13 protein-coding genes are annotated in these 12,904 nt (G+C 74.7%); 4 read left to right on the top strand and 9 right to left on the bottom strand.

Features of this window, described 5'->3' with window-relative positions:
- Positions 1-89 precede the first annotated feature (89 nt).
- A complete protein-coding gene (locus ACWIYF_RS27570) occupies positions 90-644 on the bottom strand; it encodes a hypothetical protein (RefSeq protein WP_448626020.1) in 555 nt (184 codons plus the stop codon).
- A 124-nt stretch (positions 645-768) separates the two neighbouring features.
- Positions 769-1,497, bottom strand: coding sequence for an ATP-binding protein (locus tag ACWIYF_RS27565; protein ID WP_448626019.1), 729 nt, complete (start codon positions 1,495-1,497; stop codon positions 769-771).
- Between the two features lie 62 nt (positions 1,498-1,559).
- Here ACWIYF_RS27565 and ACWIYF_RS27560 point away from each other — a divergent pair, with 62 nt between their 5' ends.
- From ACWIYF_RS27560 to ACWIYF_RS27550, 3 genes are all read left to right on the top strand, one after another.
- Positions 1,560-2,252 (top strand): response regulator, encoded by a 693-nt coding sequence (locus ACWIYF_RS27560; protein WP_448626018.1) that lies wholly within the window; start codon positions 1,560-1,562, stop codon positions 2,250-2,252.
- 62 nt (positions 2,253-2,314) lie between these two features.
- Positions 2,315-3,415, top strand: a complete 1,101-nt coding sequence (locus ACWIYF_RS27555; RefSeq protein ID WP_448626017.1) for a saccharopine dehydrogenase family protein — start codon at positions 2,315-2,317, stop codon at positions 3,413-3,415.
- A complete protein-coding gene (locus ACWIYF_RS27550) occupies positions 3,412-4,641 on the top strand; it encodes a glutamate mutase L (RefSeq protein ID WP_448626016.1) in 1,230 nt (409 codons plus the stop codon). The genes ACWIYF_RS27555 and ACWIYF_RS27550 overlap by 4 nt, the downstream gene beginning before the upstream one ends.
- Here the strand turns inward: ACWIYF_RS27550 and ACWIYF_RS27545 are convergent.
- The 4 genes from ACWIYF_RS27545 to ACWIYF_RS27530 all read right to left on the bottom strand — a co-directional run bounded on the left by ACWIYF_RS27545 (position 4,631) and on the right by ACWIYF_RS27530 (position 8,709).
- Positions 4,631-6,085, bottom strand: a complete 1,455-nt coding sequence (locus ACWIYF_RS27545) for a PH domain-containing protein (RefSeq protein ID WP_448626015.1) — start codon at positions 6,083-6,085, stop codon at positions 4,631-4,633. The two genes, ACWIYF_RS27550 and ACWIYF_RS27545, sit on opposite strands and share 11 nt — an antisense overlap.
- Complete coding sequence (locus ACWIYF_RS27540) at positions 6,082-6,591, bottom strand: PH domain-containing protein (protein ID WP_448626014.1); 510 nt, start codon at positions 6,589-6,591, stop codon at positions 6,082-6,084. Before ACWIYF_RS27540 ends, ACWIYF_RS27545 begins: the two co-directional genes overlap by 4 nt.
- Positions 6,592-6,644: 53 nt before the next feature.
- Positions 6,645-7,064, bottom strand: a complete 420-nt coding sequence (locus tag ACWIYF_RS27535; protein WP_448626013.1) for an ester cyclase — start codon at positions 7,062-7,064, stop codon at positions 6,645-6,647.
- A 91-nt stretch (positions 7,065-7,155) separates the two neighbouring features.
- Complete coding sequence (locus ACWIYF_RS27530; protein WP_448626012.1) at positions 7,156-8,709, bottom strand: HD domain-containing phosphohydrolase; 1,554 nt, start codon at positions 8,707-8,709, stop codon at positions 7,156-7,158.
- A gap of 60 nt (positions 8,710-8,769) precedes the next feature.
- Between ACWIYF_RS27530 and ACWIYF_RS27525 the strand changes: the two genes are divergently transcribed.
- Positions 8,770-9,099 carry a rhodanese-like domain-containing protein gene (locus tag ACWIYF_RS27525; protein WP_448626011.1) on the top strand — a complete coding sequence of 110 codons (330 nt, stop codon included), beginning with the start codon at positions 8,770-8,772 and terminating at the stop codon, positions 9,097-9,099.
- 75 nt (positions 9,100-9,174) lie between these two features.
- Here ACWIYF_RS27525 and ACWIYF_RS27520 read toward each other — a convergent pair whose 3' ends face one another.
- The 3 genes from ACWIYF_RS27520 to ACWIYF_RS27510 form a co-directional block, all read right to left on the bottom strand.
- Complete coding sequence (locus tag ACWIYF_RS27520) at positions 9,175-9,486, bottom strand: hypothetical protein (protein WP_448626010.1); 312 nt, start codon at positions 9,484-9,486, stop codon at positions 9,175-9,177.
- A 44-nt stretch (positions 9,487-9,530) separates the two neighbouring features.
- On the bottom strand, positions 9,531-11,147 hold the full coding sequence (locus ACWIYF_RS27515) for a long-chain fatty acid--CoA ligase (RefSeq protein ID WP_448626009.1): 1,617 nt from the start codon (positions 11,145-11,147) through the stop codon (positions 9,531-9,533).
- 94 nt (positions 11,148-11,241) lie between these two features.
- On the bottom strand, positions 11,242-12,858 hold the full coding sequence (locus tag ACWIYF_RS27510) for a long-chain fatty acid--CoA ligase (protein ID WP_448626008.1): 1,617 nt from the start codon (positions 12,856-12,858) through the stop codon (positions 11,242-11,244).
- Positions 12,859-12,904: the final 46 nt, after the last annotated feature.

Raw genomic sequence — 12,904 nt, 5'->3', positions numbered from 1 at the left:
GCAGAGGAGGCCCTCGCAGGCGATAGCGGGAACTGAAGCGATGACGCTCAGGCAGCACAGAGCCGTGAAGGTCAATAGAGCTCTGCGAGTCACGGCTGCTTGAAAAAGAGTTGGGTCACGATCCAGGCGCGATTCGTCGAACTCCACTCCATCGCTGCGGCACCTATGAGTACGGGAGCTGCTTCGGAGCCGCGACCAGGGACGGGAGCGCCGTCAGGCCCGCGGACCTCGACCGGTCCCTGGCTGACAGAAAAGCTGAACTCGGCAAGCGCCCCGTCGACAGCTGGCGTTGGCATGTCGATGACGGTGATTCCGCCGCCGTCGACGACGTAGCCCGCTGCTGCATCTTGATCCGCCCGATCCGCCAGGAACATGCATAGGCTGCAATCACGACTCAGATCACGGAGGGGTTGTCCGGATTCCGCATGCTGGTGCGTGACCAAGTCGAGGTAGTAGCGCAGCGCGGCTTCGGCGCCGGCGGCGTCTTGAGTGCGAGCTTCGTCGGGGACGGGGAAGTCCGGAGGACCCAAGGGTTCGAGCTCCGGCGACGCCGACGTCTCCGCCGCGCTCGGCAGGGTCTCGTTGGCCTGCTGCGGGCTGGAGCACCCGCTGACGAGCGCCGCCGATACGGCCAGTCCGGCCACGAGCCGCAGGGTCCACCGCCGCCGCACCGTCGTCCTCCCGTGGATGGTCACCGGTCCCGGGGAGACTACGCAGATCACTAACCCGACGGCGCCCGGGCTGTGGATACCCGCGCGAAGGGGTGAATCAGCGGTCCGGCAGCGCCACGATCAGCGTGAGCGAGGCGCCGTCGTCCTCCCAGACGATCCGGCCGCCGAGCTCGCGGGTCTGCCGCTGCACCGACCACAGCCCGAGACCGGTGAGGTCGACCGGCGGCCGCGGCGTCCGCAGGTGGTCGGCGATCCGGTCCGGACCGAGGCCCGCCTGGGTGAGCGCGATGTCCACCCAGCCCCGCCGCCGGCGCACGACCAGGCGCACCGGCGCCCCGCCGCCGTGCCGGTGGGCGTTCTCCAGCAGGTTGGTCACGATCCGCTGCACCCGCGCGTCGGCGACCGGCACCTCCCCGGCGTCCCCGCGCACCTCCACGGTCAGCTGGGACGACGGCAGGCCGGACGCCCCCAGCGACGCCAGCAGCACGTCCCGCAGCAGCCGGTTGCTCGGCGGACGCCGGGTTGCACCACCGGTGGCCGCGGCGGTCCGGAGCATCGAGGACAGGTGCTCGGCCTGCGCCTGCGCCAGCTCGAGCCACTCGCCCCGCTCGGAATCGCCGCCGTCCAGCCGGCCGAGCGCGGCCTCGAGCGCGGCCAGCGGACTGCGCATGTCGTGACACATGGCCCTGAGCAGGGCATCCTGCGGGGTGGGGACCTCGTCGGGCACGTGCGGCGCGCGATGCAGATGGGTCCGGAGCACGTGCGCGAGGTCGAGCAGCAGGCCTCGGGAACGCGTCGTCGCAGGCGTGTCGGCCGACAGGGTCATGGGCACCTCGTTGCGCGGATCCGGTGAGCAGCGCCGGGACGACGACGATCACCGGGAGAGACGTGGGAGACGACGCCGCCGCCGTTGCCTGGGGCGGGTCGCCGGTGGACGTGGTGGTCGTGGACGACCACCCGCTGTTCAGCCGCGGCTTGGCCCTCCTCCTGCACGGGGTCAGCGACGGGCGCATCCGCGTCGTCGGGACGACGGACGACGCCTCCGCCGCCGCCGCGCTCGTCCGCCGGCAGCACGCCGACGTCGCTCTGGTGGACCTGCACATGCCCCCGCCGGGCGGCGCGCGGGCGATCGCCGCGATCCGCCGGGCGGACCCCATGGTGCGGGTGGTCGCCCTCTCCGGACTGGCCGAGGCCGACGCCGCGCTGGAGGCGCTGCGGGCGGGCGCGGCCGGCTTCCTGCCGAAGACCGCGGACCCGGAGGCGCTGGTCCGCCCGCTGCTCGCCGTCCTCGACGGCTGGTCGGTGGTCCCCGAACCGCTGCTCCGCGAGCTGCTCGACGCCTCCGCCCCCACCGGCGACGAGGGCCTCGTCGCCCGGCTCACCAGCGACGAGCGCCGCCTGTGGCGGCTGGTCGCCGACGGCGCGAGCACCGTCGACATCGCCACGACGCTGCACGTCTCGGAGCGCACCGGGAAGCGGCTGGTCGCCAACCTGCTCCGCCGGCTCGGCGTCTCGACCCGCGTCGAGGCCGCCGCCCTCGCCGGCCGCGTCGGTCTGCCCGCGCGCGACCGGCTCGGCTGAGCCGCCCGAGACCCTCATCGCTGCGCGCCCTACCCTGAATCGGCCCGGCTAAGGTCCGCCGGGTGAGTTCACGGATCGTTCTGCTGGGCGCCACCGGCTACACCGGCGCCCGGACGGCGGAGGCCCTGGTCGCGCGGGGTGCCCGCCCGCTGCTCGCCGGCCGGAACGCGGACAAGCTGGCCGCCCTCGCCGCGCGCCTCGGCGGCCTGGAGACCGCCCGCGCCGACGTCACCGACCCCGCCGGCATCCGGGCGCTGCTCGAACCCGGCGACGTCCTCGTCACGACCGTCGGGCCGTTCCTGCAGCTGGGTGAGCCCGCCCTCGCCGCCGCCACCGACGCGGGCGCCGTCTACCTGGACTCCACCGGCGAGCCGCCGTTCGTGCGGCGGGTGTTCGAGGAGTTCGGCCCGCGCGCGGCGGCGACCGGCGCGACGCTCGTCACCGCCTTCGGCCTGGACTACGTGCCCGGCAACCTCGCCGGCGCGCTGGCGCTGCGCGAGGCCGGCGACCGCGCCCGCCGGATCGACGTCGGCTACAGCCTGCAGGGCGGCTCCGGCCAGGCGTTCTCGCGCGGCACGATGCTCTCGGCGATGGGCGTCTTCCTGGAGCCGGGGTTCGCGTTCACCGGCGGCCGGCTGACCACCGAGACCCCCGGCCGGCGCACCTGGCGCTTCGACGCCGGCGGGCGCAGCAGGCTGGGCCTCTCCATCGGCGGCTCCGAGCACTTCACGCTGCCCGCCCTCGCACCGGGCCTGCGGGAAGTCGCCGTCCACCTGGACTGGTTCGGCCCGGCGACCGCCGCGGCCAGCGCGCTGTCGCCGCTGCTGGGGCTGACCGCACGCATCCCCGGCGCCGCCGGAGCCGCCCAGCGGCTGGCGCAGGCGGTCGGCCGGCGCGTCGGCGAGGCCCCGTCGGAGGCCAGCGTCGCGCACGCCCGCACCGTCACCGTCGCCGAGGTCCGGGACGCCGGCGGCGACCTGGTCTCCCGCGTCGTCCTGACCGGCCCGGAGCCCTACGGCTTCACCGCCGCGATGCTGGCGTGGGGCGCGACGACGGCCGCCGACGGCGGCGTCCGTGCGACCGGAGCCGCGGGGCCGGTCCGGGCCTTCGGGCTCGACGAGCTGACCGCCGGCGCGGCCGAGGCCGGGCTCGTGCGCGCGTGACGCGCCTGGCCTGCGTCGACATCGGCTCCACGTACACCAAGGCCGCGCTGGTCGGCCTCCCGGACGGCGAGCTGCTCGCGACCGCCCAGTCCCCGACCACCCAGGACGACGTCGTCGCGGGGGTGCTCGCCGCCACGGCCGGCTGGGACGCGCCGGTCGTGGCCTGCTCCAGCGCCGGCGGGGGGCTGCGGCTCGCGGTCGTCGGCTACGAGGAGCTGATCAGCGCCGAGGCCGGGCACCGGGCGGCGCTCTCGGCGGGCGCCCGCGTCGTGCACGTGGCGGCCGGCCGGCTGGACGACGCCGCTCTGGCCAGGCTGCAGGAGGTGGCCCCCGACGTCGTCCTGCTGGTGGGCGGCACCGACGGCGGCGAGGCGGGTGTGCTGCGGCACAACGCGGCGGTGCTCGCGGCGGCGGACCGGTCCGTCCCGGTCGTCCTCGCCGGCAACGCCGCCGTCCGGGACGAGGTCGCCGCGATCCTGCGGGACGGCGGCCTCCCGGTCACCGAGGCCGGCAACGTGCTGCCCGACATCGGCCGGCTGGAGCCCGAGTCGGCGCGGACGGCGATCCGCGCGGTCTTCCTCGAGCACGTGATCGGCGGATCGCGGCTGTCGGCCGATCCGCGGCTGCGCACCTGGGTCCGGGCGGTGACGCCGGACGCCGTCCTCGAAGGGGTGGCCGTCCTGGCCGGGGCGGCGCCCGGCGGTGTCGTCGTCCTGGACGTCGGCGGCGCCACCACCGACGTCTACTCCGTCCCCGACCCGGACGCCGAGCAGGCCGCGCTGGAGCGGGAGGCCGTGGGCGTCCCGGCCCGGCGGCGCACCGTCGAGGGCGACCTGGGGGTGAGCGCGAGCGTGCACGACCTCCGGGCCGCCGCCCGCGCCGAGGCCCTCCCCGACCCCGGCGACGACCCGCTCGCGCTGGGCGAGGCGGCGGCGACCGTCGCGCTGCGCCGGCACCTGCGCGCGGAGGCCGCCTACGGTGCCGGCGGCGCGAGCGCGCGGTCGGCCCGCCTCGTCGTCCTCTCCGGTGGCGTCTTCCGCCACGCGGAAGCCGGCGCCGTCGAGGCGGTGGTCGAACGGATCGCCGCCGACGCCGGCGGTGCGGGCAGCGTGCTGGCCGGCAGCCAGGTGGTCCTCGACCGCCGCTACGTGCTGGCCGCCGCCGGCCTGCTCGCCCCCGACCACCCGGCCGCGGCCGAACGCCTGGTGGCCGGCCTCATCCCCTGAGCGTCGCCGCCCACCCGCCGTCGGATGCGGCGACGGCGAACCCCACGACCTCGTCGGCGGCCATGTCCACGGCCGCGTAGCCGCCGCTGCCCGCCCCGACGCACGCCACCACGGTGGCCAGGCCGGCCCGGCGCTGGAAGAACGACTGCCGCACCGTCCAGCCGACGACGGCGCGGCGCTGCAGCACCGCCTGCTCTCGCACGAGCCAGCCGCTGCGCACGCTGAACGTCGTCCCGCCGACCGCGTGGCCCAGCGAGGCGTACCGGCCCAGCCCGAGCGGCACCCCGAGCACGGTGAGGACGACGCCGGCGGCGAGCAGCCACCACCAGCCGAGGGCCGGCGTGGTGACCGCGCCGGCAACGGTGACCAGGACGCCGGATGCGAGCGCCCGCGCCACCCGCCGGCGCCGGGCGGCGAGAGGATGCCGGAGGAGCGGTCCGGGGTCCTCGGCCAGCCGGTGCGTGACCGCCAGAGCCTCGGATCGCGGGCCCAGCGGCAGCAGCTGCCCGCGCCGGGTGGCGTCGCCGAGCCCGGTCACCAGCGCGCTCGCCCGCGCCGCGCGGACCAGCCGCATGCCCAGGCCCTCGGCGAGCGTGACGCCGCGGATCCGGTCGATCTCCAGCTCGGTGTGCCGCCGGGTGACCAGCCCGCGGACGGCGATCAGCGAACCGCCACGCCGCACCAGCCGGAAGCCCCAGTTGACCACCGCGGCGCCGACCACCGCCCCGACGGCCAGCAGCACCAGCGCGCCCGCGATCGTGACGGTGACCACGCGGCCGTCGACGACGTCCGGGCCCGGCAGGTCGGGCCGGAGGCGCTCCGGCAGCTCGTCGAGGAGCCGGAAGAGCGCACCGACCGCCGCCAGCGGCAGGACCAGGTAGCTGCCGACCAGCGGCGCGTAGAGCAGCCAGCGGTTCTCGAACCGGGCGAACTCCTCCTCGACCGGCTCCGGCGGCGGCTCCGGGGCGTCGGGCACGGGCGCGGGCCGGCGGGTCAGCAGCCTCGTGCGCAGCCGGTCGCCCTCGGCCCGGGGGACGCCGTCGACGACGAGCTCCTCCTCCTTGCCCGCGACCGCGCCCGCGGCGGCGTCGATGCGCACCCGCACCAGGCCGAAGAGGCGGTGCAGGACCGGCGTCTCCACCTCGACGCCGCGGATGCGGTCGTTGGGCACCGTCCGCACCGACCGGGCCAGCAGGCCGCGGGTGACGACGACGGCGGTCGGCCCGTCGACGTAGCCGAAGCGCCACCACGACAGGGCCGCCGTGGCCAGGGAGACGAGGGTGACGCCGACGACGAGGGCGACGACGGCCGGCGTCCCGCCGTTGAACCCGACCGCCGCACCCAGGCCGATCGCCGCGGGGACGAACTGCCGCGCCTGCCGGAAGGTGACCGTGTGGACGAGCACGATCAGCGGCGACGTCCGCCGGCCCGGCGCCTCCGTCACGTCGCCTCGTCCCGGACCTGCTCCGCGCGCCGGGCGAGGTCCTCGGCGACCCGTTCGGCGACGCCGACCTCCAGGTGCGGCACCCGCACGGTGCCCTGCGACGACGCGGTGAGCACCGCGATCGACGCCAGCCCGAACAGCTGCTGCAGCACGCCGCGGGTGACGTCGACGGTCTGGATCCGCGCGATGGGCACCAGCGTCCACGTCCGGGTCAGCCATCCGGTGAGGGTGTAGACCGCCTCGTCGGTCACCTCCCAGCGGTGCACGCGGTAGCGGACGACCGGCCGCACCCCGATCGCCAGGACGGCGTAGAGCACCGCCAGCGCGGGCAGCAGCCGGCGCAGCAGCGGCAGCGGGCCGCCCTCGGCGGGCGCGAAGAGCAGGAAGGCGGCCACCAGGACCCCGGCGAACAGCGAGCCGAGGATCCCGCCGGTCACCCAGAGCCAGATCGCCGACCGGGACAGCGGCCAGGCCGGCTTCCGGACGGGGGCGGAGGTGCTGGTCATCGGCCCCATCCTCGCAGTGCCGCGCGGCGGCTCGGCCGCGGCGCGACGGCGCCTCAGGTGCCGGGCAGGGCCCCGATCTGCTGCAGGAGGCCGAGGGCGTCGTAGGCGGCCCACGCCTCGGCGATCCGGCCGTCGGCGATCCGGCCCATCCCGATTCCCTGCGCCTCGACCCGCCGTCCGGTCGGCGGGATGCCCTGGAACTCCCCGAGGTGGGTGCCGCGACCGACGAGCCGGACGACGACCCGGTCGCCCTCGGCGACGACGTCCTCGACGGTCTCCACCCAGTCGGGGAAGCCGGTCCGGAACATCGCGACGAGCTGCTGGTGCATCCGCCGGTCGGCCGGGCCGGGCAGTCCCGGGAAGTGCAGGACGTAGTCCGAGGCGAGCAGTTCCTCCGCCCGCGCCAGGTCCCCGGTGTTCACCACGCTGTCGAACCACCGCGTGTAGAGCGCCTTGTTGTCGTCGATGGACACGATGCCTCCCCGATCCGCCCGCGGGATGTCCCGTCCGGGACGTCCCGACCGTGCGGCGGCGGGGACGCCGGCACATCGGGAGTTCTCCCGATCAGGCCGGGACGAGGTCGTGCTGCATCGCGAACACGGTGGCGGCGGCGCGGGTGGAGACCCCGAGCTTCGCGTAGATGCGCTGGATGTGGTGGTCCGCCGTCTTCGGCGCCATGCCCAGCCGGCGGGCGATCTGCCGGGTGGTGAGGCCGTGGGCGAGCAGGACGAGCACCTCCGTCTCGCGGTCGGTGAGCCCCGCGACGTGCGCCGTCCGGCGGCTGGCGGAGACATGACCGGCGACCGCGAGCACGGCGTCGACCGCCGAGCCGTCCAGGGCTCCCCCACGCACCCCGTCCAGCAGTCCCCGCGCCGCGGCCTGCCTGGGGACCGGTGGCCGATGCGCGCGGGTCTCCGTCATCGCCTGGTACACGTCGGCCGCCGCAAGCAGCCGTGCGACGAGAGGCTGCGCGTCCGCCCGGCTGCCGCGGTGGTACCCCGAGCCGTCGAGCCGCTCGTGGTGGCTCGACGCCGTCGTGGCGAGCGACCGCAGGAATGGCGAGGGTTCCAGCACCCGCCCCGTGAGGTAGGCGTGCAACCGGACCTTCTCCCACTCGTCCCGGGTGAGCGGACCGGCCTTGTCCCAGACGGTGACGGGAACCGCGACGCGGCCGAGGTCGTGCACCAGGCCGGCCCGGCGGACGGCCGACACCTGCTGCGCCGGCAACCCGAGCCGCTCGGCGGCGGCGGCGGCGAGATCGGCGACGGCGCGTGAGTGCCCGGGCGTGTGGAAGGACTTGAGGTCGGTGAAGTCGGCCATCGCGGCGCAGGCGCGGTCGATCGCCGCGTCGTCCAGCACCGCTCTGCCGCCCGGCTCGGCGCCGATGGCCAGATCCCAGACCGACGGTCGGTCCAGCGGCTCCAGGATGTGTGCCGCGTGGGCGCAGAACGTGGCCGCCAGGCGCGGATCGAACCCGCCCCCGCCGCGCCGACGCACCACCTCCACCGCTGCAGGACGTCCGGCCGCGAAATGGACCGCGGCCGCGTCGCGCGCGATGTGCATGATCCGGGCCGGGAGCGCGATCTCCTCGCCGCGCAGGCCGGCGGGCATGCCGCGGCCGTCCCAGCGCTCGAAGACCTGGGTCAGCAACGCCTGGATCTCGGTGTCGATCCCGAGCTGTTCCGCGAGCATCCGGGCGACCTCGCAGTGCCCGAGCACGCCCTGGAGGAAGCGGCGGCGCGACGTCGCGCCGAACTCCGCCAGCCGCCGGAGGCGGGTCGGCACAGGCGACTCCGCCGCCACCTGCTGCACCATGACCCGCAGCGCCTCGACCGGTCGGCCGTAGAACGCCGGCGTGATGGCGGCGCTCGCCCGGATCTCGTCGCCGTAGAAGTGCGCCTGGGTGTGGGCGTCGGCGGTGCAGCCGATGAACCGCAGCAGCGACAGCGTGTGCGCCTGGTTGATCACTCGTGGCTCCGCGCCGGCGGCCTCGCCGAGCCGGACGGCGACCACCGCCGCGCGCAGGCCGTGCTCCAGGGGCTGGCCCATGCCGAGGTCGGTGGCCAGTGAGAGGGCGCCCAGGACCTCGGCCCGGCACACCGTGCCCACGACCGGCATCGTCGCACCGTCGTGCGCCGCGCGAGGTGGGGCGGGCGCCGTTGCAGAATGGACGGCGTGATGCCGCTGCAGGTCCCGACCGTGCCCGCCTCCGAACTGCCCGAGGACGCCGTCGTCCTCGACGTCCGCGAGGACGACGAGTGGGTGGCCGGCCACATCGAGGGCGCGACCCACATCCCGATGGGCGACGTCCCCGCCCGGCTCGACGACCTGCCCGAGGGCGAGCCCCTCTACGTGGCCTGCCGCGGCGGCGGCCGCTCGGCGCGGGTGGCCGCGTGGCTGAACCAGAACGGCTACGACGCGGTCAACGTCGGCGGCGGCATGGGGGAGTGGGAGGCGGCCGGCCGGCCCATGGTGAGCGAGACCGGCCAGCCCCCCTTCGTGCGCTGAGCCCCCGGGAACCCGCCGCACGTCGCGAGCCGGGTCTTTCGGCCCGCTGTGTGCTACCTATGCGTAGGCGGACGGTCACGCCGCGAACGTGACAGTGGGCTGATCGGGATGGGCGTCGCGGGCGGCCTCGTCCCGAGCCCGTCCGCGCTGATCGTGCTGCTCGCGTCGGTCGGTCTGGGGCGGACGGCCTTCGGCGTCGTCCTCGTGCTGGCCTACGGCGCGGGCATGGCGGCGACGCTGACCGCCGTCGGCCTCGTCCTGGTCCGGCTGCGCGACCGCCTCGAGCGGCGGGCGACGGCGCGACGCCGCGCGGCCCGGCTGGCCCCGTGTCCTGCCCGTGGCGACCGCCGCGCTCGTGCTGGTCGTGGGGGGGCTGGTGCCGGCCACCCGGGGTCTGGTCGCCGGGTGACCCGCGACCAGACCCCGGACGGTCAGGACTTCAGCTCGTACTCGGCGAAGCGCGAGCGCAGGTCCTTCTTGGAGAACTTGCCGACGCTGGTCTTGGGGACCTCGTCGATGAACTCGACGGCGTCGGGCAGCCACCACTTGGCCACCTTCGGCTTGAGGAACTCGAGGATCTCCTCCGCGCTGGACTCCTCGCCCTCCTTGAGGACGACGCAGGCCAGCGGCCGCTCGTCCCACTTCGGGTGCGGGATGCCGACGACCGCGGCCTCCTTCACCTTCGGGTGGCTCATGATCGCGTTCTCGAGGTCGACCGAGCTGATCCACTCGCCGCCGGACTTGATCAGGTCCTTGGTGCGGTCGGCGATGCGGATCGAGCCGTAGGCGTCCATGGCCGCGACGTCGCCGGTGCGCATCCAGCCGTCGTCGGTCGTGAGCGTCACGCCGGCGTCGGGGTTGTAGTAGTCCTTCGCGCACCACGGCCCGCGGACCTGCAGCTCGCCGGTGGCCTTGTCGTCCCACGGCTGCGGCTCCATCGAGTCCGCGTCGACGATGCGCGCCTCGACCCCGAGGAACGGGATGCCGGCGCGGGCGCGCTGGGTCGCCTTGGTCTCGTCGTCGGCGTCCTCGTAGCGCCTGGGCAGGATGCCGGACGACGCGACCGGGTGGGTCTCGGTCATGCCCCAGGCCTGCAGGATCGGCAGCCCGACCTGCTCGCGGTAGGCCTCCGACAGCGCCTTCGGCACCGCCGAGCCGCCGCAGCCGATGTCGCGGAGCTTGTGCGGCTTGCCGGCCAGGTGCGGCAGCACGCCCTGCCAGATGGTGGGCACGCCGGCGGTGAAGGTGACGCCCTCCTCGATGATCATCTTGGCCAGGGCCTCGGGCTGCATCATCGAGCCCGGCATGACGAGGGAGGCGCCCGCCGCCGGCGCGGCCTGGGCGATGCCCCACGCGTTGGCGTGGAACATCGGCACGACCGGCATCGCGACGTCGCGGATGCCCAGGCCGAACGCGTTCGGCGCGATCACGCCCATCGTGTGCAGCCACGTGGAGCGGTGGGAGTAGACGACGCCCTTGGGGTTGCCGGTGGTGCCGCTCGTGTAGCACATCGACGCGGCCCGGTTCTCGTCCTCGACGTGGAAGTCGACCGGCGAGGCGTCGGCGAGCAGCGTCTCGTAGTCCTGCACCCGCGGGTCGTCGGGGATCTCGTTGTCCCCGCCGTCGTCCATCACCACGACGTGCTGGATGGTCTTCATCGTGTCGATCAGCGGCCACAGCAGCGGCAGCACCGTGCGGTCGACGAAGACGACCTCGTCCTCGGCGTGGTTGGCGATGTAGGTCAGCTGCTCGGGGAAGAGCCGGATGTTCAGCGTGTGCAGCACCCGGCCGGTGGACGGCGCGGCGAAGTAGAGCTCCAGGTGGCGCTGGCTGTTCCAGCCGAACGTCCCGACCCGCCCGTCGGCGCTGATGCCCAGCGTGTCCAGCACGCCACCGAGCCGGCGGGTGCGATCCGCCCACTCCGCGTACGTGGAGCGGGTGATCCCGTCCGGCCCGTTGGTGACGATCGTCCCGTCGCCGTAGTGCTGCTCCACGTGCCGGAAGATCGCATCGATCGTGAGAGGAAAGTCCTGCATGAGCCCGCGCATGGCCGCATCGTGCCAGTGACCCGGCTCACGTTCCACCGCACCCCCGTTCCGCTTTCGGCGCCGGGAGCTGCACCGCTCCGGGCGCCCGGAGCGATCAGGTAGGCAGCTGGTAGTCGGCGTAGCGGCTGCGCAGGTCCTTCTTGGAGAACTTGCCGACGCTGGTCTTGGGCACCTCGTCGATGAACTCCACCGCGTCGGGCAGCCACCACTTGGCGACCAGCGGCCGGAGGTGCTCGAGGATCTCCTCCTCCGTCGCCGTCCGCCCGGGCTTGAGGACGACGCAGGCGAGCGGGCGCTCGTCCCACTTCGGGTGCGGGATGCCGACGACCGCGGCCTCCGCGACGGCGGGATGGCTCATGATCGCGTTCTCCAGGTCCACCGAGCTGATCCACTCGCCGCCGGACTTGATCAGGTCCTTCGTGCGGTCGGCGATGCGGATCGAGCCGTAGGCGTCCATCGCCGCGACGTCGCCGGTCCGCATCCAGCCGTCCTCGGTGGTCAGCGCGCCGGGGTTCTCGGGGTCGTGGTAGTCCTCCGCGCACCACGGGCCGCGCACCTGCAGCTCGCCGGTGACCGTGTCGTCCCAGGGCAGCTCCTCGGTGGTGCCCGGCTCGACGATGCGCGCCTCGACACCCAGGAGCGGGGTGCCGGCGCGGGCCCGCTGGGTCGCCTTGGCCTCCTCGTCGGCGTCGGCGAACCGGGGCGGCACCACCGCCAGCGACGCGACCGGCGAGGTCTCGGTCATGCCCCAGCCCTGCAGCAGCGGCAGCCCGACCTGCTCGCGGTAGGCCTCCGACAGCGACTTCGGCACGGCGGAGCCGCCGCAGGTGATCAGCCGCAGCCGGTGCTCGCGGCCGGCCAGGTGCGGCAGCGCACCCTGCCAGATGGTCGGGACGCCGGCGGTGAACGTCACGCCCTCGCTGACGATGAGGTCGGCCAGCGCCTCGGGCTGCATCATCGGCCCCGGGAAGACGAGGCTCGCCCCGGCGGCGGGGGCGGCGTAGGGGATGCCCCAGGCGTTCGCGTGGAACATCGGCACGATGGCCATGGCGACGTCCTTCGGGCTGAGCCCGAGCGCGTTGCCGCCGAGCACCGCCATGGTGTGCAGCCAGGTGGAGCGGTGGGAGTAGACGACGCCCTTGGGGTTGCCGGTGGTACCGCTCGTGTAGCACATCGACGCGGCCTGGTCCTCGTCGTCCACGGAGAAGTCGACGGGGGACGCCTCGGTGAGCAGGGTCTCGTAGTCCTGCACCCGCGGGTCGTCGGGGATCTCGTTGTTGCCGCCGTCGTCCATGACGACGACGTGGTGGACGGTCTTCATGGTGTCGATCAGCGGCCACAGCAGCGGCAGCAGGCTGCGGTCGACGAAGACGACCTCGTCCTCGGCGTGGTTGGCGATGTAGGTCAGCTGCTCGGGGAAGAGCCGGATGTTCAGCGTGTGCAGCACCCGGCCGGTGCAGGGCGCCGCGAAGTAGAGCTCCATGTGACGGGCGGAGTTCCATGCGAACGTCCCCACCCGGCCGTCGGCGCTGATGCCGAGGGTGTCGAGGACCCCGCCCAGCCGCCGGGTCCGGTGCGCCCACTCCGCGTACGTCATCCGGCTGAGCCCGTTCGGCCCGTTGGACGCCACCGTCGCGTCGCCGAAGTGCCGCTCGACGTGCCGGAAGATGCCGTCGATCGTCAGGGGGTACCGCTGCATCCGCCCACGCATGGCGGAATGGTGCCAGCCACCTCGCCCGCGATCCACGGGCTCGGTC

Source organism: Geodermatophilus sp. URMC 64 (assembly GCF_053502555.1).
The sequence above is the reverse complement of the archived record's forward strand: the minus strand, read 5'-3'. Positions and strand labels throughout refer to the sequence as shown.

What these genes read in the sequence shown, in the direction of transcription:
- ACWIYF_RS27510 (WP_448626008.1), bottom strand. Translation starts at nt 12,858, where the DNA reads ATGCGTGGGCGGATGCAGCGGTACCCCCTGACGATCGACGGCATCTTC.
- ACWIYF_RS27525 (WP_448626011.1), top strand. Translation starts at nt 8,770, where the DNA reads ATGCCGCTGCAGGTCCCGACCGTGCCCGCCTCCGAACTGCCCGAGGAC.
- ACWIYF_RS27530 (WP_448626012.1), bottom strand. Translation starts at nt 8,709, where the DNA reads ATGCCGGTCGTGGGCACGGTGTGCCGGGCCGAGGTCCTGGGCGCCCTC.
- ACWIYF_RS27515 (WP_448626009.1), bottom strand. Translation starts at nt 11,147, where the DNA reads ATGCGCGGGCTCATGCAGGACTTTCCTCTCACGATCGATGCGATCTTC.
- ACWIYF_RS27540 (WP_448626014.1), bottom strand. Translation starts at nt 6,591, where the DNA reads ATGACCAGCACCTCCGCCCCCGTCCGGAAGCCGGCCTGGCCGCTGTCC.
- ACWIYF_RS27565 (WP_448626019.1), bottom strand. Translation starts at nt 1,497, where the DNA reads ATGACCCTGTCGGCCGACACGCCTGCGACGACGCGTTCCCGAGGCCTG.